Genomic DNA, 22,676 nt, shown 5'->3' with positions numbered 1-22,676 from the left:
GCACGCTCAGACCAGGCCGACCATGAAGCCCTCGTCCTTGATGCCCCAGTACGCGGCCGGCCGGTACTGGCGCATCGCCTGCTCGATGATCGGGATGTACTTGGGGTTCGAGCCGAGCGGCAGCCGGTAGCCGTTCTTGACGGTGTGGAACTCCCACAGGTGCTCCATCTCCGGATGCCGCTGCCGGAAGCCGGGGTCGGCCGGGAACAGGTCGAGCCGGACCATCGTCTTGCGGAACAGGTAATCGGCCAGTTTGACGCGGCGCTGCTGCGTACGGGAGATGCCGACGCCCGCCAGCTCCTGCCACGCCGCCGCCCACGGCCGCCCCTGCGGATCGTCCCAGCGCACACCGGCCGCGTCGAAGACGAGCCGGCGCGGCCGGGCGAGCTTCTTCCAGGTGAAGACCGGCAGCAGGCCGATGAGCAGGAAGATCGCCCCCACGATCCCGATGGCGACCGCCGTACCCGAGCCGCCCGTGGTCTGCCCCGTCAGCGCCGAGAAGACGGCGAGGAGCCCGATCGCGCCCGCGACCGAGCCGCCGATCACCGACTTGACCTTGTCGTCGCCGCCCACGTCGATGACCACGGGAGCCGGTGCCGCGGCCGGGACCGGCGGTGCCGCAGGACCCCCTGGCGCTGCGGGACCCGGTGGTGTGGCGGTCCTCGGTGGCGCGGCGTGGCCCGGCGGTGCCGCGGGGCTCGGCGGTGTGGCTGTCCCCGGTGGCGCGGCAGGGCCCCACGGTGCGGTGGCGCCTGGCGGTGCGGCGTGGCCCGGCGGCATGGCAGAGCCTGGCGGGGGATAGGGCGGCCGGGGCGGGTAGGGCTGCTGCTGGAGGGGGCCGTATGTCATGGGATGTCACGTTAACGGGGGTGAACAGCGGAGATGTCACGCTTCAGGCTTTTGCGAAGCGAAGGCGTTGCGGTTGTGCGAAGCGCGGGCGTGGGGGTCGTGCAAAGTACGGGCGTGCGGGTTGTGGCGCTCGCTCCTCCCGTTCGCGGCGCGTTCCTTCCGTTCGTGGGCCGCTCCTCCCGTTCGGGGCTCGTCGTTCCGCTCGCGGCGCGGACACTCCCCACCGGCAACGTGTTGCTTGGCAGAACATCTACGCCGCCGAAAGTCGGCGATCGGTAGTATCTGGGTATGAGTGACGAACCCGTGGCGAACCACACCTTCGGCTGGACGCTCGGCGTCCTGCTGCGCGCTTACCAGAGCACGGTCGTCACGGTGATCGGCGACCTGCCCCATGGCCAGCGTGGCTATCAGACGCTCGCCGCCGTCGTGAGCGGCCGGCATCCGACTCAGCTCGCCCTGGCCTCTTACCTCGGCATCGACCGCACCGTGCTGACCTACCTCGTGGACGACCTGGTCGAGGCAGGGCTGGTGGAACGCAGGCTCAACCCGAACGACCGGCGGCAGCGCCGCATCGTGGCCACCGACAAGGGCGAGCGCGTCTACAAGGAACTCGAACGCCGGGTGAGCGAGGCCGAGGACCACCTGCTCGGCGCGCTGTCGCCGGACGAGCGCACCGCGTTCAAGGACATGTTGCAGCGGACGGCCTGCGCCGTGAGCGACATCGAACCGGCCAAGGACCCGTGCCAGGTGGCCGAAGAGATGCTGTCGGACGGCGGCTGACCAGGCGTTTCGTGCCCTCCCCAAATTAGTGCCGGATGCGGGGAATGTCCTCGCGCAAACGGTGGTTGTGCCACTCGTCTGGCGCTGAGATCATCTAACTGACAACATATTTGGAGGAGGGCACCATGGCTGACTACGGCCACGACCTCAAGTTCGGCACCTTCATCACTCCCCTGAACGCCTCACCGAAGGAGGTCGTCGCCCTCGCGCAGGAGACTGAGGCCGCCGGGCTCGACCTGGTCACATTCCAGGACCACCCCTACCAATCGGCTTTCCTCGACACGTGGACGCTGCTGTCGTACGTCGCCGCCGTGACCGAACGCGTCCACCTGTCGGGCAACGTCGTCAACCTGCCGCTGCGCCCGCCCGCCGTGCTCGGCAAGGCCGCGGCCAGCCTTGACCTGCTCAGCGGTGGCCGGTTCGAGCTCGGGCTGGGCGCCGGCGGGTTCTGGGACGCGATCGAGGCCATGGGCGGCCGCCGGCTCAGCCCCGGCAAGGCCGTGGACGCGCTGAGCGAGGCCATCGACATCATCCGCGGCATCTGGGACGCGGACAACCGGACCCGGTTCCGCGTGGACGGCACCTACTACAAGGTCGACGGGGTCAAGCGCGGGCCCGCCCCGGCGCACGACATCGGCATCTGGCTGGGGGCGTACAAGCCGAAGATGCTCAAGCTCGTCGGTGCCAAGGCCGACGGATGGCTGCCCTCCCTGCCGTACATTGAGAGCCTGGAGCAGATCAAGGAGTCCAACGCCATCATCGACGAGGCCGCCGCCGCGGCCGGGCGCAAGCCCACGGACATCCGGCGGCTGCTCAACATCGGCGGCCGCTTCAGCGCCACCCCCAGTGACCGGCTCCTGTCCGGCCCGCCCGAGCAGTGGGCCGAGCAGCTGGCCACCCTCACCCTTCAGTTCGGCTTCTCCAGCTACATCCTGATGGCCAACGACGACCCCGCCACCATCAGGACGTTCGGCGAAGAGGTCGCGCCCGCCGTTCGCGAGCTCGTGTCGAAGGAGCGTGCCAAGTGAGCACTCGGTACGGCCACTCCCTCCGCCTCGGCCTGCTGCTCACCGGCACCGACCGGGACAGCGCCGCCGAACTCGCCCGGCTCGGTGAGGAGCTGGGGTACGACCTGATCGCCGTCCACGACCGCCCGGCGACTCCTGACGACCACGATCGGCCGTCCGGCCTGGACCCGTGGACGTTGCTGAGCTGGGTGGCGGGGCGCACCGGCCGCATCACGCTGGCCGCCCTCACACGGCCCGCCGTCGCGCCTGCGCAGCCCGCCGCCACGGCCGCCTCTGGCCCCGTCCTGCCCGCCGCCGCGTACGGCACCGTCCCCACGGTGACCGGGCGCGCCGCCGCCAGCCTCGACCTGCTCACCGGCGGACGCGTCGAGCTGGCCCTGGCGGCGGGCCCGGGCGCCGACGAGGCCGCCGAGATCATCCGCGGCATCTGGTCGGCCTCCGACCGCTCGCCGCTGAGCCACGACGGGGAGCACTACCGGGTGCCTGGCATGGAACGCGGCCCCGCTCCCGCGCACGACATCCCGCTCTGGATCGCCGGGGGCGCCGACCCCGAGGCGCTGCGCCTGGCCGCCCGCAAGGCCGACGCCTGGCTCCTCACCTCCAGCCCGGACGGGGAACGTGGCGATCTGCCGGCCACGCTGAAAGAGGCGAACGCCGTCATCGACGAGGCCGCCAAGGAGGCGGGACGCGACCCGCGCGAGATCCGCCGCATGGTCCACGTCACCGGCGCGCCCCAGGCGTCCGACCTCCTGCCGCTCATCGAGGAGGCAGGCGTCGGCACGATCCTGCTGGCCACCGACGACCCGGAGGAGGTCAGGCGCTTCGCGCGCGACACCGCCCCGGCCCTGCGCGCGGCGGCCCAGCAGAACAGGGAGGCCCAGGTCAAGAGCGTGTTCGTCCGCAGCAAGCGCCACCCCGACATCGACTACGACGCCATCCCCGCCTCCCTGGCCGCCGACGCCGTCGAGCCCGGCGACCCCGGCTACGCCCGCGTGCGCTCGACGTACATGCGCGGCGGAGCCCCCGGCCTGGTCCTGCGGCCCGGCACGCCGGAGGAGGTGAGCGAGGCGGTGCGGTACGCCCGCACGCAGCCGGTGAAGCTGTCGATCCGCAGCGGCGGTCACGGCATCAGCGGCCGCTCGACCAACCGCGGCGGCATCGTCATCGACGTCTCCCGCATGAACGCCATCGAGGTGCTCGACAAGGAGACCCGCCGCGTCCGCATCGAGCCCGGCGCACGCTGGGGCGACGTGGCCGCCGCGCTCGCCCCGCACGGCTGGGCGCTCAGCTCCGGCGACTACGGCAGCGTCGGTGTGGGCGGGCTGGCGACGGCCGGCGGCATCGGCTGGTTCGTCCGCGAGCACGGCCTGACCATCGACCACCTGCGGGCGGTGGAGATGGTGCTGGCCGACGGCACGCGGGTGCGGGCCGACGAGAACGAGAACGCCGACCTGTTCTGGGCGGTGCGCGGCGCGGGCGCCAACTTCGGCATCGTGACGTCGTTCGAGTTCGAGGTGGACGAGGTGGGCGACGTGGGGTTCGCCCAGTTCATCGTGGACGCCACCGACACCGCGGGCCTGCTGGAACGCTGGGGCGCCGCCGTGGAGGCCGCGCCGCGCGACGTGACCAGCACCCTGCTCATCGGCCGTCCCCAGCCGGGCCAGCCGGTCATCGGGCAGATCTCGGCCGTCGTGGACTCGTCCGACTCCGACACCATCGTCTCCAGGCTGCAGCCCATCGCGGGCGTGGCGCCGCTGCTGGACTACAGCATCCAGGTGATGCCGTACTACGCGATCATGGCGGGCCCGCACGGCCCCCAGATGGGGCAGGGTGAGCCGGTGGCCAGGTCGGGGCTGGCCGACCACCTGACGCCCGAGCTGGCGGCGGCGGCCGAGAAGCTGGTGCGCAGCGGGCAGACCTACTTCTTCCAGATCAGGGGCATGGGCGGCGCTTCGAGCGACGTGCCGCCGGACGCCACGGCGTACGCGGGCCGCTCGGCCAACTTCCAGCTGGTCGCGTTCGGCCAGAGCAAGCGCGGTCTGGACGAGCAGTGGGACCCCATGATCGACCACTTCTCCGGCCTGTACATCAACTTCGAGACCGACCAGCGCCCGGAACGCCTGCACGAGGCCTACCCCGAGGCTCACCTGCGGCGGCTGCGGGAGCTCAAGCGCCGCTACGACCCGGAGAACGTCTTCCGCGACAACTTCCCGATCGAGCCCGCCGAGCCCGCCGAGGCGGCCGAGTCCGTCACGGTCTGACGCGGGCTCACGCGAGGTCCCACAGCAGGCGGTAATAGGCGAGGCGTACGGGGTCGGGCTCGATCCCGTACCCCTCGCGGTGCCCGCCGAGAAGGTGCCGCTCCGCAACGAGATGCTGATCTTCGGCGTGCACTCGCTCCCGGTCGCCTGGTCCTGACGCGCCCGGCGTGCGGCCCGCGGCCTGCGCGGCTCCTTTCTAGGACCCCTCCCCACGGCGGCCTGCCGCCGTTCGCGCCTTCTCCGTCCCGGCTAGACCGATTACGGCGACTTGCCCGACACGGGCGGAATCGCCTGGGACAGTCGCGGCGTGGAAAGTGTGCGACGTGTGGCGCGGTTGCGGCGGGGCGGGGTGTTGTGGCCCGCTTCCCGGGCGGCAGGGGTCGATGTGGGGCGGCTGGCGCTGCCCAGCCTGGTGGTGTTCGCGCCGCTGGCGTGGTTCGCCGCGCTGGCCGCCCTGCCCATGGTGGGGTCGCTTGCGCTGGTCAACGGTGAGCTGGTGTTCGCCGAGGATCCCGGGCCGTGGCAGACCGGCTGGACGGCGGTCGTCGGGGTTGCGGCGGTGGCGGCGTACGCGGTGGTGTCGGGCGCCACGACGCTCCTGGCCGCCGCCCGCCAGACGGGACGGCACGCCGAGCCGGCGGCGGCGCTCGGGATGGCGGTGCGCCGCCGGCGCGGGCTGCTCGCGGTCACCGTGATCGCGCTGCTCGGCGCGGCGGCGGTGGCAGGGGCCGGGGCAGGCGTGCAGGCGGCCGCCGGCTGGAGCCTGCTCACCTGGCTCACGGTGGCCGGGCTCGCGCCGGCCGTCACGCCGGTCGTGCTGGCCGTGCCGGTGCTGATCCTGGAACGGCACAAGCCGTTCCAAGCGATCGGCCGGGCGTACGCGCTGGCCGTCGAGGGCACCTGGCCGGATTTGATCGCGCTGCTGACCGGGGCGGTGCTCGTGCCGGGCCTGGCCGTCTGGGGCGCGATATGGGCCCTGGGAGCCGTCCCCGCTCCGCTGGCGATCACGCTGGCCGCCGCGCTCGCCGCGACCGTGGTGCCGTTCCAGGCGAGCGTCGTGACCCGCGCCTACCTGCAACGCCTGGCCCGGCGGCACGCCGGGCCGCAGGACTCCGCCGTCTTCCCGGAGACCGCCGTCCTCCAGGAGATCTCCTCCCGTGCGGACGTCGCGCCGCGCGCGGGGTCGTGGCCGTACAGGCTGCTCGCGGCCGTCCTGCTGCCGGCCGTCCTGTACACGATGACCGCGACCGCCAACCTGCTCGACCGGCCCCGGCTCCACCAGCGGCCCGTCACCGCCCTGACCGACAGCGGCGCAGAACCGCTCGTGGCGCACCTGACCGGCGACGGCCGCCTGCTGCTGCTCCTGGACAAGGCGGCCACCCCGCCGGCGCTGGTGGCCTGCACGGACACCGCCTGCACCGACACCGTCACGGTGTACGCCGGCCCCGAAGGCTCCGACCGCTGGGGAAGCCTGACCACGGCCCCCATGCCCGACGGCCGGCTGCTCGTGGCGGCCTGGGCCGGCAGCGGCATCGGCGGTCCCACCCAGGTCGAGGTGCTGCTGTGCGACGCGAGGAGCTGCACCGCGCCGGAACGGAGCACCGGGCGGTTGCCGTCGGTGCCGCACGAGCTCGCGCTCGCGGCGGCCGCCCGTCCCGGCGGCGGGCTGGTGCTGGCGCACGCCGGCGAGCCGGACGCGGCCCGGCCGGGGGAGCAGACGGTGGCGTTCAGCTTCTGCGCCGACCCGGCCTGCACCACGCCGGTCACCCGGCAGGCGGCGGTGCTGAAGCTGCCGTCGTACCTGCACAAGGAGGAGGGGTTCGCGCTCGGCGTCGCTCCCGACGGCCGGCCGGTCGCCGCCCAGCTCGACGCCACGACGGGCGCGGTGCACGTCGTCTCCTGCCAGGACGCGGCCTGCGCGCGGGCCACGGTGCGCACGCCCGTGCCCGGCTCGGCGGCCATGGAACGGGACGTCCTCCGGAGCCTGGCCGGGTCCGCTCTCACGCTGGCGATGCGCGAGGACGGGCGGCCGGTGATCGCGTACCAGGCGGGCGGGGACGGCGCGCTCACGCTGCTCGACTGCCGCACGCCCGACTGCGCGGACGGCGGCACCGTGCGGCTGGCCGAGGCCACCAGCGGCCCGCCCGTGCTGGTGCTGGACCAGGCGGGCCGGGCCCTGCTCGCCTACCGAGACGTGGAGCGCGACCGGCTCGCGCTGGCCTCATGCGCCGGCGTGCGCTGCGCCACGGTCGCCGTGACCAGGCTGACGGGCACGGGCGGCCACGTGGCGATGACGCTGGACGGCGAGGGACGGCCGGTGCTCGCCTGGCAGGCCCACCAGGGCCGCGAGGGCAGCCGCGTCATGGTGGCGACCCTGCTCGGCCGCTGAGCACCGGTCGCGGGACGGCGCGGGCGAGACGGTGCCGGTCAGAGACGCAGCAGCGGCGGCCAGGTCTGCGGCCCCACCTCACCGTCGGCGTCGAGGCCCTCGGACCGCTGGAACTCGCGGACGAGCTCCACGAGCTGATCGTCATAGACGGTGGAGTTCAGCCAGCCCTCCAGCCCGTCGGCGACCTCGGCGTACGCGGCCCGGGGGACGCGCCCGCGCGCGAACAGGCACCCCCTGACGGTCTTGACGTCGAAGTTGTCGTCGCCGCGCCGGATCAGCGGCAGTTGCTTCACGATGTCCTCCGTCCAGGACGGCCCCGCCCCGCCGCCTCCCGGGGCGGGCTGACCGTCGACGAGGGCGGCGACGGCCGCCCTGAAGTCGTCCATGTCGATCGAATGAGGATCGGGCTTGGAGGTGTTGACCTCGCGGTGCGCCTTGACGCGCGAGGCGGGCAGCCCGAACTCGCGGCAGAGCTCCGCGCACAGCTTCCGGTACGCGTCCAGCTGCTCGGCCGGCCACGGCTGCGAGCCGTCGTTCTCGGCCTCGATGCCCAGCGAGCGGGAGTTGGTGTGGAAGTCCGACGTGGACGGCGCGTTGTGCCAGCACCGGCCGGCCGCGATCACGTAGATGTGACCGGAGCGGCCGAGCCCGAAGTGCGACAGCGGCCCGTCGAGCCCGGGACGGCCGTCGCGTACGACGGCGAGCGAGGGATAGTCGCCGCCGCCTGCGGGCCCCGCGGTGTGGTGGCAGACGATGCCTTGCACCTCCGGCTGCGGGCCGTGACCGCGCTCACGCCATCCGGACACCTCGGTCACCGGGTAGCCGGTGCGCCGGGCGACGTCGGCGAGCCGGGTCAGGAAAGGCATCGAGGACCTCCGTCGTGCGTCTCGATGATGCTCACACCCTTCGGTGGATGGGGGAGAAGACCGCGTCATCGCGGTGCGCGGACGCCGCGGGGGACGGGCGTCCGCGGGCCTCGCCGTCGTGGCGGGCGCCTACAGATCATTAGCATGCCGTACCCGAGCGCGACCGGAAGATTCGCGGAAATCACAGCGAGCGAGGTCAGGGGCGTACGGCGCCGACGAGGCGGCTACGCCAGTACGCGTCGAGCGTGACGACCTTGACGACGTCGCCGGTCTGCGGGGCGTGGATCATCTTCCCGTCGCCGACGTACATGCCCATGTGCCCGAGCCCTCTGCTGAACAGCAGGTCGCCGGGCTGCGCCGCCGACAGCGGGACCCGCCGGGCGGCGCCCCAGGCCCACTGCGTGTACGTGGTGCGCGGCAGCTTCACCCCCGCCGCCCGCCAGGCCGCCTGCACCAGACCCGAGCAGTCCCACGAGCCCGGCCCGGTGCCGCCGTACCGGTAGGGCTTGCCGATCTGCGCGAACGCGAACTCCAGCGCCCGCCGCGCGTTGCCCGACGCGGGACCGGTGTACGGGCGGCCCGTGCTGCGGGGATCGCCCGTCTTGAACGCCCCGAGCCGCCGCAGCAGCGCGGTCTGCTGGTCGACGAGCTTGTCCACCTCGGCCTGCTCGCGGCGTACCGCCTCGCGCGCCTTCTCGGCCTCGGCCAGCACGTCCTTGGCCCGGTCGCGCTTGTCCCGCAGCCGCGCGGTGGCCGCCTCGAACGCCCGCAGCCGGGCGGCGCGGTCGCGGGCGAGCGCCTCCAGAGCGGCCATGCCGCCGAGCACGGACTCGGGATCGCCCCTGCCGACGAAGCGCTGCCAGCCGAGCGGCGAGCCGAGCCGGTAGTCGCGCGCCGCCAGCTCGGCGAGCTGTGCGCGCAGCTCCTCGGCCCGCGCGTCGTCCCGCGCCGCCTCGGCGTCGAGCGCCCGGTAGCGCTCGCGGGCCTTCCGGTAGGCCTCGGTCGCCCGGTTGTAGCGCTCGACGAGCTGGTCCGCCTTCTCGTTGAGCTTGACCAGCCGCGCCCTGACCTGGGCCGGCGACGGGTCGGCCATGGCGGGTGCGGGTGACGCCAGGGCTCCCGCGCACAGCGCCGCCGACACCATCGCCGCCCGTACCTTCACGTCCGCGCCTCCTCGGTCATCACGACGAGGTACGCAGCGGCCGTGCCGGCCGGTTCACCGATCGGCGCGGGGCCAGATGCGGGCGGTTCCGGTGCGTGAGCCGCGCCGCCCGCCCGGGTTCCGCCCGGGCGGGCGGCGCGCGTCCGGGGGCTTACCCGGCGGCGGCGAGTTCGGTTTCGAAGCGGCGGCGCAGCGCGGCCTTCTCGGGCTCGGGCAGCCAGCAGGCCTCCACCCCGGCCAGCGCCATCGCCCGCAGCCGCTCGTCCGGCACGCCGAGGTCTTCGGACAGGATGCGGTACTCCTCGGCCAGCGACGTCGGGAACATGCCCGGGTCGTCGGATGCGGGGATGACGTTCAGCCCGGCCTCGATCATCGCCGCGATCGAGGCCCGCCGCCACGGCCGCCACGACCGCCGCGACGTGGTCGAGATGACCGTGAACGGCACCTGCTCGTCCCTGACCCTGGCCACCACCTCGTCGTCCTCCAGGACGAAGTAGCCGTGGTCGATCCGGTCGCAGCCGAGCACGTCCAGGCAGGTGACCGTGTTGACGGCGACGGGCGCGTGCTCGGAGGAGTGCGCGGTACGGCGCAGCCCCGCCTCGCCGGCCAGCCGGAACGCCGCCGCGAACCGCTCGGGCGGCCCCGCCGTCTCCAGGTTGTCCAGGCCGATCCCGGCGACGTACTCGTGCGGGTGCTCCACCACCGTGCGCACCCACTCCAGCGCCTCCTCGCCGCTCCTGCTCCGGTCCACCGCCGCGATCAGCCGGCCGGTCATGCCGAAGTCGCGCTCGGCCATCCTGATGCCCTCGGCGTACGCCTCGACGACGGTCGCGTAGCCGAGCTTGCGCTGGTGCTCGGTGAGCGCGTCGAACGACAGCTCCAGGTGCAGGGTGTTGCTGGTGCGGTGGGCGGCTTCGAACGCCTCGTAGGTGATCCTGGTGAGATCGTCGGCGTCGCGCAGCGTCTGCAGCACCCACGACGACACCTGAAACAGCGAGTACGATACCTCGGGCTCGTCGGCGCTCCTGCCCTGCGGCACCGGGATGCGGGTGTCCAGGTAGAGCTTCGGGTCCGGCGGCAGCGAGTTGACCTGGGCGTAGATGCGCTCCGGCGGGTCCGGCAGATCGAGCTTCTCCCTGCGCGCCAGCTCGGCGAAGGTGGAGGCGCGCACGGTGCCGATCAGGTGGCAGTGCAGATCGACCTTGGGCAGCGCTGCGAGGTTCACTTGCCGGCCACCTCGCGGGTGAAGCGCTTGACCCACTCGTCGCGGGTGTCCACGAGCTGGGCCGGATCGAGCGTCTTGTAGCCGGCGGCGACCGGGTCCTTGGCCGCCTCGCCGGTCACCTTGGCGATCTCGGGCGGGATGTCGGCCTTCGGGTTCACCGGCAGGTCACCGACGATCTTCGCTGTGGCGCTCTGCGCCTCCGCCGACAGCAGGTAGTCGATGAACTTCTTCGCGCCCTCCTGGTTGCGCGCGCCCTTGGGGATCATGGCCCGGTTGGTGGCCATGTAGCGGCCCTTGGCGGGGGCGGTCCAGGCGATCGGCTCGCCCGAGGTGACGAGCTGGGTGGCGAACCCGCTGAGCGCGTCGGCGGCGACGATCTCGCCCTGTGACAGCAGGTTGGTGACCTCGGTGGTGGAGCTGTAGAACTGCAGTACGTTCGGCGCCCAGCCGGACAGCGTGCGCAGCGAGGTGTCGATGTCGTACGGGCCCTTGCCGTACGCCTCGCCCACCCCGGAGATCATGAGCTGCCCCGCGGTCACCGAGATGTCGGGCAGCGCCACCTTCTTGGCGTACGCCGCGTCGCCGAACAGCTTCCAGTCGGCCGCCTGATCCTTCGACAGCTTCTCGGTGTTGTAGATGATCCCGTTGAGCTGGTGGGTGTAGGCGGGCCCCTCGTAGGCGCCCTCGGTCGCGAACGGTGCCAGCTCCTTCATGGCGGGCACGTCCACCTTCTCGAACAGGCCGTCCTTCTGCCCGAGCGCGGCGAAGTAGTCGGAGATCAGCACCACGTCCGCCTCCGGCCTGCCCTTGGTGAGCTTGAGCTTCGACAGCCGGTCGGCGTTGGAGCCGGTGTCCAGCTCCACCTTGATCCCGGTCTTCTTCGTGAACGGGTCGACGACCGCCTGCTCGAACTCCTTCACCCCGAAGGGGAAGGTGCTGACCACGATGGTGTTCTGCTCGGCCTGCTCGCCGCCGGAGCTCGATCCTGAGCATCCGGCCGCGGCGAGCAGCGACAGGGCAACGGCCAGTACGGCACGGCGCGTGGGCATGGGTGTTCCTTCTTTCAGCGGGGAAGTGGGACCAGCCGGTCGTCCGGCGTGATCACCGAGACGCTCGATCCGGGAGCCGGGGCGTCGCCGCCGCGTACGTCGGCGAGCAGCCTGACGGTCGCGCCCGACGGGTCCACCACGTCGAGCGAGACCAGCAGATCGACGCCGCGGAAGGCGACGTCGGCCACCGTGGCGTCCAGGCCCTGGCCCTTCTCGGCGATGCGCAGGTGCTCGGGCCTGATGGTCATCAGGGTGCCGTCGGCGGCGGTGAGGAAGTTCTCGTAGCCGAGGAACTCGGCGACGAAACGGTCGGCGGGCCGGGGGAAGATCTCCTGGGGCGAGCCCTGCTGGACGATCCTGCCCTCGTTCATGATGACCATGTGGTCGGACATCTCCAGCGCCTCGTCCTGGTCGTGGGTGACGAGGATGACGGTCAGCCCGGTCTCGGCCTGGATGCGCCGGATCTCGGCCCGCATCTGCACCCGCAGGCGGGCGTCGAGGTTCGACAGCGGCTCGTCGAGCAGCAGCAGCTTCGGCCTGATCGCGATCGCGCGGGCGAGGGCCACCCGCTGCTGCTGGCCGCCGGAGAGCTTCTTCGGCTTGCGGTCCGCCAGGTGCGCCAGCCCGACCAGCTCCAGGACCTCCATGACGCGGGCCCGCCGCTCGGCGGCCGGCACCTTGCGCAGCTTGAGCCCGTACCCGACGTTGTCGGCCACCGTCATGTGCGGGAACAGCGCGTACGACTGGAAGACCATGCCGAGGTTCCGCTTCTCCGGCGGGGTGCGGGTGCTGTCCACGCCGCCGATGCGGATCGTCCCGGAGGTCGGCTCGGCGTAGCCGGCGATCATCCGCAGGGTGGTGGTCTTGCCGCAGCCGCTGGGGCCGAGCAGCGTCGTGAGCCTCCCGGCCGGCACGGCCAGGTCGATCGCGTCCACGGCGGTGAAGGCGCCGAACGTCTTGGTGACGGCGATCAGCTCGGCGGCGGCGGTCATGGGTCGATCCCTCCGAAGATCTTGGCGAACCCGACGGTGCGCTCGGCGACCATCGCGATGACGACGGTGGCGGCCAGGATGAGGGTGGAGGCGGCGGCCACCATCGGGTCGTAGGACTGCTGCACGTAGTCGAGCATCGTCACCGGCAGCGTGCGGAAGTCGCGCCCCTGCAGCAGCAGCGACAGCGGCACGTTGTTGAAGGACGTGACCAGGCTGAGCAGCCCGGCCGAGAAGATCCCCGGGCGCAGCATGGGCAGCGTGACGCCGAAGAACGCGCGCAGCGGCGAGGCCCCGAGCCCTCGGGCGGCCTCCTCCAGCGCGGGGTCGGCCAGCGCCAGCGACGCGCCGGTGACGCGCACCGCGTACGGCAGCATCAGCGCGGTGTGCCCGGCGAGCAGGGTGCTGAAGTTGTCCAGGCCCAGCCCCACCATGAGCTGCTGGTAGAGCGCGAGCCCGACGACCAGCTCGGGCACGATGAGCGGCGACAGGAACAACCCCTCGACGAGCCCCTTGCCGGGCAGCCTGCCCCGGTGGATGGCGAGCGTGACCGGCACGCCGACCAGCAGCGCGAGCAGCGTGGCGAGCACGGCGAGCTGGAGGCTGGACAGCGCGGCCTCCATGAACGGCTCGTAGCCCAGCGCCTCGCCGAACCAGCGCAGCGAGAACCCGTCCGGCGGGAAGCGCAGCACGCTGCCCGAGGTGAACGCGGTGGACACCACGAAGATGATCGGCACGATCATGATGACGTAGCCGACGACCGCCAGCGCCGCCGTGATGGGCCGCTTCACGAGGTGGCCCCCTTGCGTCCCATCAGCGACGACAGCCCCGAGACCAGGAAGACCAGCACCGTCATGATGAGCGCCGTCGCCGAGGCCGACGCCCAGTCGACGGTGGTGCTCGCGTACGTGAACAGCTGCGTGGACAGCATCCGCTGGCTGGACCCGCCGAGCAGGTACGGCGTGGTGTAGGCGGTGACGGACCCGGCGAAGACCAGCGTGGCGGCCACCACGATGCCCGGCATGGTCAGCGGGATGACGATGTTCCACAGCGTGCGGATGCGGCCCGCGCCCAGCCCGCGCGAGGCGTCGTCGAGACCGGGATCGACCTGGGCGACGGCCGAGTAGCACGAGATGATCGCCAGCGGCAGGAACAGCTGGGTGAGCCCGAGGACGATCGCCACCTTGGTGTAGAGCAGCTGCGGCGCCGTCTCCACCAGGCCCAGCGAGACGAGGAGCTGCCCGAGCGCGCCCTTGGAGCCGAGGATCACCAGCCAGCCGAACGTCCGCACCACGTTGCTCAGCATCAGCGGGAAGATCGCCACCGCCAGCAGCACGCCGCTCCAGCGGGAGCGCGAGCGCGCCAGCCAGTACGCGATGGGGAACCCGAGGAAGACGCAGATGACCGTGACCACCAGGGCCAGCCCTACCGTGCGCCCGATGACCTCGAGGTCGTAGGGGTCCTTGAGCATCTCGCCCAGGCGCGCGAAGATCTCACTGGTCGAGACGTCCGGCGGCGCGAAGAGCATCGCGACCGAGGGGACGAGGAAACCCGCGAGGAGAAGGACGAGCCCTGGCACCAGTAGAAGGGCCGATGTGCGAGAGATGTCGGCGTCCTTTCTCGGTGGCGTACGCTGTCACTGGAACCGGTTACGGAACCGGTTGCATGAGCCTGACCATAGAGGACGAGCCGCCTCGCGCACAAACCACTGCGTTAAATCCGTGTTAACTGGTCAAGGAGGATCATTGCCGACACTGGCGGACGTCGCCGTACTGGCGGGGGTATCGAAGGCGACGGCCTCCCGCGCTCTGGGCCGGCCCGACCTGGCCGCCCCGGAGACCGTCGCCCGCGTGCGCGCGGCGGCCGAACAGCTGGGATTCGTGCCCAACCGGGCGGCCACCCAGCTCGCGCGAGGCAGGACCGGCGTGGTCGCCATCGTGGTGCCCACGCTCGACAACACCTTCTTCACCCCGATCATCGGCGGCGCCCAGGCGCGCGCCGCGGAGTCGGGCATGCAGCTCACCGTCGCGGTGCACTCGCTGGAGCACACCTCCCAGCTCGCCGCCGTCGAGCAGCTCGCCCACCAGGTGGACGGCTTCCTGCTCACCGCGCCACGGGGGTCCGACGAGATCATCCGCGCGGCGGCGGCGTACAAGCCCACCGTGCTCATCGACCGCGAGATCGACGGCATGCCCTCGACGGTCGCCGACACCGCCACCGCGTTCGGCGCGCTCGTCGGCTGGTTCGCCGACAAGGGGCACGAGCGCATCGTCTACGTCGGCGGACCCGCGGGATCCTGGCAGGACCGCCAGCGTCAGGCCGCCATCCGCGCCGCCGCCGAGGAGGGCGGGGTGACGCTGACCATGCTCGGTCCCTACCCCTCGACGTTCGCCTCGGGGGTGGCGGCGGCCGACGACGTGGTGGCCGCCCGCGCCACCGCCGTCGTCCCCTACGCCACCTCCATCGGGCTCGGCCTGATGTTCGCCCTCATGCGGCGCGGCGTCGACGACGTCGTGGTCAGCTCCGAGCGCATGGTCGTCGACAGCCTCGGCCTGCACGACGTGCCCTCGATCGACGTGGACGGCGAGAAACTGGGGCAGGTCGCCATGGATCAGCTCATGACGCTCCTCGGTGAGCGCAAGGAGGCCCCCGAGCCCACCCGCCAGCGCCTCGACGTCCCGCTCAGCTGATGCGGATGCCGCAGACGTTGCCGGCCTGCGCTTGATCGCCGGGGCCGCTGCGGGCCGCGCTGCCCGCAGCGGCTACCGCTGACCTGACCTCATCCCGGCGAGGTCCAGCAGGGCCGTGTGGGTCTCCTGGCCGGCCGCCGCGATCAGGTCGCCCGCGCCGCCGTCCGTGACGGCCGGGGTCATGCGCGGGCGGCAGGGACGGGGCGAGGGGCGGTGATGATGCCCGTCACCAGGCGCTCCAGGCGCTCACGGTCGCCGGGGTCGATGTCGCCGATGAGCCGCTCGACGTGCTCGGTGACCTTGCGGTGGGCCGCGTACGCGATCTCTCTGCCCTGCTCGGTCAGCTCGATGCGGGCCGCGCGGCGGTCGCGCTGGTCGCGCACCCTGGCCACCACGCCGCGCTTCTCGGCCCGGTCGACCAGCCCCGTCATGCTGCATCTCTCCAACCCCATGACTGACTACGGGCACGAGCTGCTGTTCGGCGCCAACCTCATCCCGTCGAGCGAGCACCCGGACACCGTAGTGGCGCCCGCCATGCTCGCGCAGAGCGCGACCAGCCTCGACCTGCTCAGCGGCGGGCGCTTCGAGCTGGCGCTCGGCGCGGGCGGGTTCTGGGACGCGATCGCGAGCATGGGCGGGCCGCGCCGCACCCCCGGCCAGGCGGTCGCCGCCCTGGAGGAGGCCATCGCGATCACCCGGGCCGCGTGGGACCCGCCCGGCGAGGTGATCTTCCACGGTGAGCATCACTCGATCGACGGCATGGCGCGCGGGCCGCGTCCCGCCCACGACGTCGCCATCTGGGTGGGCGGCTACCGGCCGCGCATGCTGGAGCTCATCGGCCGCGCCGCCGACGGCTGGCTGCCCTCGCTGCCCCGCCTGGAGGAGCTCGAGGCCCTGGAACGCGGCAACGCCGTCATCGACGAGGCCGCAGAACGCGCCGGTCGCCGGCCCGCCGGCATCAGGCGGCTGCTCAACCTGGCCGAAGAACCGCCCGCCGAGCAGCTGGCCGAGCTGGCGCTGACCTACGGCACCAGCGTCTTCACGCTCCTCACCATGGATCCGGCGCGGATCAGGCGGTTCGGGGAGGAGACGGCGCCCGCCGTACGCGAGCTCGTGGCCAAGGAGCGCGTGGTCACTCCGCGATGAACGGGCGCAGCAGCGCGAGCAGGGCGCGCGGCCTGTGCAGCGGGATGATGTGGCCGCAGTCCTCGATGACGTGCCCGGTCAGGTCGCCGGCGTACGGGCGCAGCTGCCGCTCCAGGGCGGCGCCGACGGGTTTGGCGCCGATCGCCAGCGTCGGCACCGTCAGCCGGGCGGTCACCGCCTGCTCGATCTGCGCCGCGCTCCGCGGCAGCGCCCGGTAGTAGGAGAAGGCGCAGGCCAGGGCCTCGCGACCGGTGTACGCGCGGACGAAGGCGTCCCTGATGGCGGGCGTGACCCCGTCGCCGAGGGTGCCGGCGTCCAGGAACCAGTCGACGTACGCGGCCTCGTTGCCCTCCAGCACGGTCTCGGCCAGGCCGGGCACCGCGTGGAAGCCGAACCACCACGGCGGCCCGCCGGCCAGGAAGTCCTCGGCGCCGGGCAGCCGGCCGAGCAGCGACTCCATGACGACCAGGCGCCGCACGAGGTCGGGACGGCGGGCGGCGAGCAGGAAGGCGGGCGGGGTGCCCGCGTCGATGCCGGCCACCGCGGCCGAGGACACGCCGAGCGCGGTGAGCAGCGCGGCGGCGTCATCGGCCAGGGTGGCGGCATCGTACCCGGTGGCGGGCCTGCTGCTCGCGCCGAACCCGCGCAGGTCCGGCGCGATCACCTGGTGGCGGGCCGACAGGTCGGCCATGACGTCCGTCCACACCTGCCACGTGTGCGGGAAGCCGTGCAGCAGCAGGACGGCGGGGCCGGAGCCGGCGATGGCGACGTTCAGCTCGACGCCGTTGACGCGGACGCGGCGCAGCTCGGGCATGGGAGCACTCCAGGCGTGGTGAGAAAGGGTGACCAGGTCACAGTAGGGAACTAGGCTGGTTTCCCCAAGACGGCACTTCTCTCTCAGGTGGTGAGCTCCAGGTGACCAGGTCCGAGAGCGCGGGCGGCCGGCGGGGAGACCTGTTCGACCCGCTCTGCCCGACCCGGCAGCTGCTCGACCGCGTCGGCGCCAAGTGGACCTCGATGGCGGTCAAAGTGCTGGCCGAGGCGGCGCCGGACGAGCTGCGGTTCGCGGAGCTGCGGCGCCGCATTCCCGGCATCTCACAGAAGATGCTCTCGGTCACCCTGCAGAGCCTGGTGCGCGACGGGCTGGCCGAGCGCCGCGTCGAGCCGACCGTGCCGCCCGCCGTCCACTACCGGCTCACCGATCTCGGCCTGTCGCTCGAAGGCCCGCTCGCCGCGCTCCGCCAGTGGGCCGAGACCCACATGGCGCAGATCGAGCACAACAACCGGCTCGCCGACGAGATCGGCCCCACCTGAGCGTGCGGTAGGTTGCCCGCCATGGTTGAGATCGACTCCGTCGCCTGGCCGCCCGATCCCGTCAGGACCGAGCGCCTCCTGCTCAGGGCACCGGAGGCCCGCGATCGCGCGGCGTTCGTCGAGCTGCTGTCCTCGCCGGAGGTGCACGCCTACCTGGGCGGCCCCGGCGACCGCGATCGGCTCGAACGCGAGCTGCCGGAGGTGCCGGGGCGGCCGGGCACCTTCGCCGTCGATCTCGGCGGGCAGATGATCGGGCTGGTGGAGTTCAAGCGCGCCGGCGAGCACGGCCGCCCGGCCGCCGTCGGCAAGGCCGAGCTCGGCTACCTGTTCCTGCCCCGGGCCTGGGGCCACGGGTACGCCACCGAGGCGTGCGCGGCGGCGCTCGGCTGGCTCGGCCGCGTCCTGCCCGGCGAGCCGGTGGTGCTCACCACCCAGACCGCCAACGCCGCGTCCATGCGCCTCGCGGCCAGGCTCGGGTTCGCCGAGGTGGAACGGTTCCACGCCTGGGGCGCCGAGCAGTGGCTCGGACAGCGTCCCCCGGCCAGGCCCGCCGTCTGAGCCCTGACTCTCCAGCAGCTCAGGCGAGGTGGGGGAGGGGTCGCCGGTGAAGCGGCGCAGCTCCGGGCTGAGCGCGGCGACGGCGGCGGTCACCAGGAGCAGCCCGCCGAGCGCGACGAGCGTCGCCGCGCCGCCCAGCGCCGCGGCGAGCGCACCGCCGAGCACGGGCCCGAGCGGCTTGAGCGCGAACCCGCTCACGCTCAGCACCGCGCCCACCCGGCCGAGCGTCGCCTCCGGCACCATGCGGGCGATCACCACGCTCACCACCACGTTCAGCGAGGGCGTGGAGAGCGTGATGAACACCAGCGGCGGCATCGGCCACCACATCCCGAAGGGCAGCGCCGTGGCCGCCAGCGCGGTGCCGAAGACCGTCACCACGGCCAGCGTGATCTTGCCGGGCGGCGGCAGCCTGCCGATGCGCCCCGACAGCGGCGCGCCGCACCGTCTCCTTCCGCGCGGCTGTCGTCCGATGCGCCTTCAGCGGCGGGGCGGCGCGGCACCTTCGCCAGGGCGTAGAAGAGCGTGGCGGCCACGTACGTGATCGCGTCCACCACGAACGGCACCGCCCGCCCCAGGCCGTACAGCAGCCCGCCGGGCGGCGGCCCGACGAGCCCGGCCGCGTGGGTGCGGGACTCCTCCTGCGCGTACGCGCTGTGCAGCTGCCCGGGCGGGACGATGCCGCGGATCGCCGTGGTCGTGAGGGGCGAGATGAACGCCACGCACAACCCGTCCAGCACCGCCAGCACGATGAACTGCCAGACCCGCACCTGGCCGGTGACCACCAGCGCCGCCAGCACCGCGGAGACCACGGCCTGCAGGCCCTGGGCGGTGATGAGCGTACGGCGGCGATCCCACCGATCGACCCAGACCCCGGCCGGATCTGCAGCGCGAGGTTGGCGGCGGTGCGGGCCCCGCGACGACGCCCGCCAGCCCCGGCGAGCCGGTGAGCGCCAGCACCAGCAGCGGCGTCGCGAGCCTGGTGAGCTCCGAGCCCAGCTCGGAGACCGCGCTGCCGGCCCACAGCAGCTGGAAGCGGACGTTCTTGCGCAGCGGGACGATGGCGGTCATGGGGCGGCTTCCTCGCGGGCGGGGGGGCGGCCTGGCCGGGACGGGCGCCGGCCGGGTCGGGGCGGGACCGGGAGAAGATACCTCATCCTGCCTGCCCGGTAGGGGCGCGTTCGTCCAGCAGGCCCGCCTCGCGCAGATCGGACCACAAAGCCGCGGGTACGGGGGACGAGAACGCGGCGACGTTGCGCCGCACCTCCTCGGCCGAGCGCATGCCGGCCACGACCCCCGCGACGGCCGGGTGCAGCAGCGGGAAGGCCATCGCCGCCTGGGGGAGCGTCACACCGTGGGCCGCGCAGACGTCCGCGATGCGGTGCACCCGCTCCAGCACGTACGGGGTGGCGGGCGCGTAGTCGTAGCGGGCTCCTTCCCGGGGCCGTTCCGTGGCCAGCAGGCCGGAGTTGAAGACGGACGCGGCCAGCACCGACACGCCGCGCTCGGCGCAGGCGGGCATGAGGTCGTCGAGCGCGCCGTGGTTGAGCAGCGTGTAGCGGCCGGACAGCATGACCACGTCGGCGTCGGTCTCGCGGACCAGGCGGGTGAGCTTGGCGGAGTCGTACATGCCCGCGCCGATCGCGCCGACGACGCCCTGCGCGCGCAGCTCGGCCAGCGCCGGATAGCCGTCGCGCAGCGCGGCCTCGAAGTGCTGCTCGGCGTCGTGGAGGAACAGCACGTCGATCCGGTCGACGCCCATGCGGGCCAGCGAGTCCTCGACGCTGCGCAGGACGCCGTCGCGGGAGAAGTCCCAGACGCGCCGGTGCGTGGCCGGCACGGCGAACTCCTCGTCCATCCGGCCTTGCGGATCCTGCGGCACCAGCAGCCGCCCGACCTTCGTCGAGAGCGTGAACTCCGCCCGCGGCTTGTCTCGCAGCAGCTCGCCGATGCGGCGCTCGGAGTGCCCGATGCCGTAGTGGGGTGAGGTGTCGTAGTAGCGGATGCCCGCCTCCCAGGCCGCCTTCAGCGCCCCGGCGGCGGTGGCGTCGTCCAGCGGTTCGAACAGGCCGCCCAGCGGGCCGCCGCCGAAGCCCAGCTCGGTGACGCCGACCATACTGCGGCCGAGCCGATTCATGCGCATAGGCTGTGTCTCCCTCGTCATGCGGTCGCGAGATGGTCGGACAGGACGTGCGTGATGACGCGGCGCTGCTCGGCGGCCTTGACCCGGTCGGAGTCAGTGTCGGAGTCGATGGCCGAGGCCAGCAGCAGCAGGGCCTTCCACAGCGCCCACCCGCGCGCCCGCGCCCACATGCCGGGGTCGCCGCCCACGGCCGCCCGGAAGGCCTCCCTGGACGCGCCCTCGAACATCGTCCAGGCGATCACCAGGTCGCAGGCCGGGTCGCCGACCCCGGAGGTGCCGAAGTCGATCACGGCCGTCAGCCTGCCGCCGGCGACCAGCAGGTTCCCGGCGGCGACGTCGCCGTGGAACCACACGGGCCGCCCGGTCCAGGTCGCCGCCAGCGCCGCCCGCCACACCTCGGCGGCCAGATCCGTATCGACGCGGCCCTCCAGCGCGGCCAGGCAGCGGCGGGTCTCCTCGTCGTAGTGGCGCAGCGAGGCGCCCCGGTAGAAGCTGTGCTCGCCCGCCGCAGGACCGCCCGTGGAGTCGCAGCGCTGCAGCGCCAGCAGGAACTCGGCCAGCTGCACGGCGAACGCCGACATGTCGCCGATGCGCGACGGGTGCGCGGTCTCGCCCTCCAGCCAGCCGCGCACCGACCACGGATGCGCGTAGCCCTCGCCGGGCTCGCCGGTGGCCAGGATCGGCGGCACGGCCACCGGCAGGTGCGGCGCCAGGCGCGGCAGCCAGACGCTCTCCTTCCGCACGGCGGGCGCGTAACCGGCGGCGGTCGGCAGGCGTACCGTCATGTCCTCGCCCAGCCGGTACGTACGGTTGTCATGGCCGTCCACCGGCACCGGGACGACCGGCAGGCCCGCCCACTGAGGGAACTGGGCGGCGATCAGCCGGCCTACCAGGTCGGCGGTGATGCCCGCGCGCCCGTCTCGAGGCGCGGAGACGGCGGATGCGTTCTGCATGAAACTCCGTTTTTATCAGCGCAGGTCAGAAGGCCGGGAACGCCCAGCCGGAGGGGTGGAAAGGGGCGCGCTCGCCGCGGAAGGCGAGCGAGGCGGCGGCGAGCGCGCCGGGACGCAGCTCCTCCACGCGGCCCGCCGCTGCCAGCGACGACAAGGTGGTGCCGCCCAGGTAGGCCGCGCCCAGCTCGGCGGCGGTCAGCCGCAGGTCGGGATGGGCCCGCGTACGCTCGCAGGACACCGACTCGCCGCCGGCCGTCAGGCGGTAGCGGCCCGCGTTCCACGGGCAGAAGGCGTCCTGCACCTCCAGCACCACGTCCAGCGGCGCCGCGTACCCGCGTGCCGCCAGCGCCCGCGGCACGTCCGCGAGCCGCACCCACAGGTTGTCCATCACGGTGGCGTGCGCCGCGCGCGGATCGGACATCAGGTGGATCAGCGGCTCGTCCACGGCCCCGTCGTAGGCCAGCTCGCTGTGCGCGTCGAGGTCGATGAGGAAGCGCCACAAGGCGGCGTACGCCTGCCTGGTGGTGGCCGCGACCTCGATCACCCGCACAAGAGGCGGCTTGGAGCGGTAGAGGGCGTAGCCGGTGACCTCGCCGCCCCGCTCGGTGTGCACGGCGAAGCGCAGCGCCGTGCCGCCGTCGCGGGCCCGCTCGTCCTCGGCCAGGCGCGCCTCCCAGAACCGGTCGGTGCGGTCCACCCACCCGACCCCGCTCCTGCGCGCGGTGTCGTAGACCTTCTCCAGCAGCGGCCTGGCCTCGTGGCGGCCGAGCAGGCGGATCGTGCCGTCGCCGACGTCGGTGCCGGGCCGCAGGCCCATGAACCTCTTGTCGCCCCTGATCAGGGCCACCTGGCTGGCCAGGCCGTAGCCGAAGCGGCCGTAGATCGTGGCCTGGGCGGCGTTGAGCGCGGCGAACGGCTCGCCGCCCGACTCGTACAGGTCGGTGAGCTGCCTGCGCATCATCGCGGTGAGGATCCCGCGCCGGCGGTGGGTGGGCAGGACCGCGACGAGCGTGATGCCCGCTACCGGCACGGACACCGGCGCCGTCCAGCCGGGCACCGTCATCACGCGGCCGTAGATGGACGCCCCGCCGACGATGTCGGGGCCATCGCAGGCGGCCAGCGTGCGCGCCGGGTCGAGGGAGCGGGCGGCGTTGCGCAGCCCGCCCTCGCGCCGCCAGTCCTGGCCGTAGGTGGTGGTGACCATGCGCGCCCAGGCGTCGATCTCGTCCGCTCCGATGGTGCGCAGCGGATAGGTGGTTGTCATGCTTCGAGCGTGG

General features: G+C 73.0%; 23 protein-coding genes. 8 read left to right on the top strand and 15 right to left on the bottom strand.

Going from position 1 to position 22,676, the window contains the following annotated elements; translation table 11 throughout:
• Nucleotides 1-6: 6 nt before the first annotated feature.
• On the bottom strand, nt 7-585 hold the full coding sequence (locus AB0K67_RS02530) for a hypothetical protein (RefSeq protein WP_364051635.1): 579 nt from the start codon (nt 583-585) through the stop codon (nt 7-9).
• 552 nt (nt 586-1,137) lie between these two features.
• On the opposite strand from AB0K67_RS02530, the gene AB0K67_RS02525 reads away from it, so the two are divergent.
• The 3 genes from AB0K67_RS02525 (at nt 1,138) to AB0K67_RS02515 (ending at nt 4,918) form a co-directional block, all read left to right on the top strand.
• Nucleotides 1,138-1,629 (top strand): MarR family transcriptional regulator, encoded by a 492-nt coding sequence (locus tag AB0K67_RS02525; protein ID WP_364051632.1) that lies wholly within the window; start codon nt 1,138-1,140, stop codon nt 1,627-1,629.
• A 125-nt stretch (nt 1,630-1,754) separates the two neighbouring features.
• Nucleotides 1,755-2,657: an LLM class flavin-dependent oxidoreductase gene (locus tag AB0K67_RS02520; RefSeq protein WP_364051629.1), complete on the top strand. Its 903-nt coding sequence runs from the start codon at nt 1,755-1,757 to the stop codon at nt 2,655-2,657.
• Nucleotides 2,654-4,918, top strand: coding sequence for an LLM class flavin-dependent oxidoreductase (locus AB0K67_RS02515; RefSeq protein WP_364051626.1), 2,265 nt, complete (start codon nt 2,654-2,656; stop codon nt 4,916-4,918). Before AB0K67_RS02520 ends, AB0K67_RS02515 begins: the two co-directional genes overlap by 4 nt.
• Nucleotides 4,919-4,925: 7 nt before the next feature.
• Here AB0K67_RS02515 and AB0K67_RS02510 read toward each other — a convergent pair whose 3' ends face one another.
• Entirely contained in the window at nt 4,926-5,051 is a 126-nt protein-coding gene (locus AB0K67_RS02510) for a hypothetical protein (protein ID WP_364051623.1), read from the bottom strand.
• 252 nt (nt 5,052-5,303) lie between these two features.
• On the opposite strand from AB0K67_RS02510, the gene AB0K67_RS02505 reads away from it, so the two are divergent.
• Nucleotides 5,304-7,307 carry a hypothetical protein gene (locus AB0K67_RS02505; protein WP_364051620.1) on the top strand — a complete coding sequence of 668 codons (2,004 nt, stop codon included), beginning with the start codon at nt 5,304-5,306 and terminating at the stop codon, nt 7,305-7,307.
• 38 nt (nt 7,308-7,345) lie between these two features.
• Here the strand turns inward: AB0K67_RS02505 and AB0K67_RS02500 are convergent, their stop codons facing one another.
• The 7 genes from AB0K67_RS02500 to AB0K67_RS02470 form a co-directional block, all read right to left on the bottom strand.
• Entirely contained in the window at nt 7,346-8,173 is an 828-nt protein-coding gene (locus AB0K67_RS02500) for an N-acetylmuramoyl-L-alanine amidase (protein WP_364051617.1), read from the bottom strand.
• Nucleotides 8,174-8,369: 196 nt separating this feature from the next.
• Complete coding sequence (locus AB0K67_RS02495; protein ID WP_364051614.1) at nt 8,370-9,335, bottom strand: C40 family peptidase; 966 nt, start codon at nt 9,333-9,335, stop codon at nt 8,370-8,372.
• A 151-nt stretch (nt 9,336-9,486) separates the two neighbouring features.
• A complete protein-coding gene (locus tag AB0K67_RS02490) occupies nt 9,487-10,560 on the bottom strand; it encodes a hypothetical protein (protein ID WP_364051611.1) in 1,074 nt (357 codons plus the stop codon).
• Nucleotides 10,557-11,609: an ABC transporter substrate-binding protein gene (locus AB0K67_RS02485; RefSeq protein WP_364051608.1), complete on the bottom strand. Its 1,053-nt coding sequence runs from the start codon at nt 11,607-11,609 to the stop codon at nt 10,557-10,559. Before AB0K67_RS02485 ends, AB0K67_RS02490 begins: the two co-directional genes overlap by 4 nt.
• Before the next feature lie 14 nt (nt 11,610-11,623).
• The gene (locus AB0K67_RS02480) at nt 11,624-12,601 is read right to left on the bottom strand and encodes an ABC transporter ATP-binding protein (RefSeq protein ID WP_364051605.1); all 978 of its coding nucleotides are present in this window, start codon (nt 12,599-12,601) and stop codon (nt 11,624-11,626) included.
• A complete protein-coding gene (locus AB0K67_RS02475) occupies nt 12,598-13,389 on the bottom strand; it encodes an ABC transporter permease (RefSeq protein ID WP_364051602.1) in 792 nt (263 codons plus the stop codon). Before AB0K67_RS02475 ends, AB0K67_RS02480 begins: the two co-directional genes overlap by 4 nt.
• Nucleotides 13,386-14,177, bottom strand: coding sequence for an ABC transporter permease (locus AB0K67_RS02470; protein ID WP_364051599.1), 792 nt, complete (start codon nt 14,175-14,177; stop codon nt 13,386-13,388). Before AB0K67_RS02470 ends, AB0K67_RS02475 begins: the two co-directional genes overlap by 4 nt.
• 166 nt (nt 14,178-14,343) lie before the next feature.
• Between AB0K67_RS02470 and AB0K67_RS02465 the strand changes: the two genes are divergently transcribed.
• Nucleotides 14,344-15,288, top strand: coding sequence for a LacI family DNA-binding transcriptional regulator (locus AB0K67_RS02465; RefSeq protein WP_364051596.1), 945 nt, complete (start codon nt 14,344-14,346; stop codon nt 15,286-15,288).
• A 179-nt stretch (nt 15,289-15,467) separates the two neighbouring features.
• Here AB0K67_RS02465 and AB0K67_RS02460 read toward each other — a convergent pair whose 3' ends face one another.
• Nucleotides 15,468-15,719 carry a MarR family winged helix-turn-helix transcriptional regulator gene (locus AB0K67_RS02460; RefSeq protein ID WP_364051593.1) on the bottom strand — a complete coding sequence of 84 codons (252 nt, stop codon included), beginning with the start codon at nt 15,717-15,719 and terminating at the stop codon, nt 15,468-15,470.
• Between AB0K67_RS02460 and AB0K67_RS02455 the strand changes: the two genes are divergently transcribed.
• Nucleotides 15,718-16,434 carry an LLM class flavin-dependent oxidoreductase gene (locus AB0K67_RS02455; RefSeq protein ID WP_364051590.1) on the top strand — a complete coding sequence of 239 codons (717 nt, stop codon included), beginning with the start codon at nt 15,718-15,720 and terminating at the stop codon, nt 16,432-16,434. The two genes, AB0K67_RS02460 and AB0K67_RS02455, sit on opposite strands and share 2 nt — an antisense overlap.
• Here the strand turns inward: AB0K67_RS02455 and AB0K67_RS02450 are convergent.
• Nucleotides 16,421-17,248, bottom strand: a complete 828-nt coding sequence (locus tag AB0K67_RS02450) for an alpha/beta hydrolase (protein ID WP_364051587.1) — start codon at nt 17,246-17,248, stop codon at nt 16,421-16,423. The genes AB0K67_RS02455 and AB0K67_RS02450 overlap by 14 nt on opposite strands.
• Nucleotides 17,249-17,349: 101 nt before the next feature.
• Here AB0K67_RS02450 and AB0K67_RS02445 point away from each other — a divergent pair, with 101 nt between their 5' ends.
• Nucleotides 17,350-17,748 (top strand): helix-turn-helix domain-containing protein, encoded by a 399-nt coding sequence (locus tag AB0K67_RS02445; RefSeq protein WP_364051584.1) that lies wholly within the window; start codon nt 17,350-17,352, stop codon nt 17,746-17,748.
• Between the two features lie 21 nt (nt 17,749-17,769).
• Complete coding sequence (locus AB0K67_RS02440; RefSeq protein ID WP_364051581.1) at nt 17,770-18,306, top strand: GNAT family N-acetyltransferase; 537 nt, start codon at nt 17,770-17,772, stop codon at nt 18,304-18,306.
• Nucleotides 18,307-18,677: 371 nt separating this feature from the next.
• On the opposite strand, the gene AB0K67_RS02435 is transcribed toward AB0K67_RS02440, so the two are convergent.
• From AB0K67_RS02435 to AB0K67_RS02420, 4 genes are all read right to left on the bottom strand, one after another.
• Entirely contained in the window at nt 18,678-19,124 is a 447-nt protein-coding gene (locus AB0K67_RS02435; RefSeq protein ID WP_364057400.1) for an MFS transporter, read from the bottom strand.
• A gap of 332 nt (nt 19,125-19,456) precedes the next feature.
• Nucleotides 19,457-20,446, bottom strand: a complete 990-nt coding sequence (locus AB0K67_RS02430; protein ID WP_364051578.1) for an aldo/keto reductase — start codon at nt 20,444-20,446, stop codon at nt 19,457-19,459.
• Between the two features lie 17 nt (nt 20,447-20,463).
• Entirely contained in the window at nt 20,464-21,399 is a 936-nt protein-coding gene (locus AB0K67_RS02425; RefSeq protein WP_364051575.1) for an aminoglycoside phosphotransferase family protein, read from the bottom strand.
• Nucleotides 21,400-21,424: 25 nt separating this feature from the next.
• Entirely contained in the window at nt 21,425-22,663 is a 1,239-nt protein-coding gene (locus tag AB0K67_RS02420) for a GNAT family N-acetyltransferase (protein ID WP_364051572.1), read from the bottom strand.
• Nucleotides 22,664-22,676 lie beyond the last annotated feature (13 nt).

The sequence above is a fragment of the Nonomuraea sp. NPDC052634 genome (assembly GCF_040678535.1).
GTDB lineage: Bacteria > Actinomycetota > Actinomycetes > Streptosporangiales > Streptosporangiaceae > Nonomuraea > Nonomuraea fastidiosa.
Note: the sequence above shows the minus strand (reverse complement) of the source record. Positions and strands in the feature narration are given on the sequence as shown.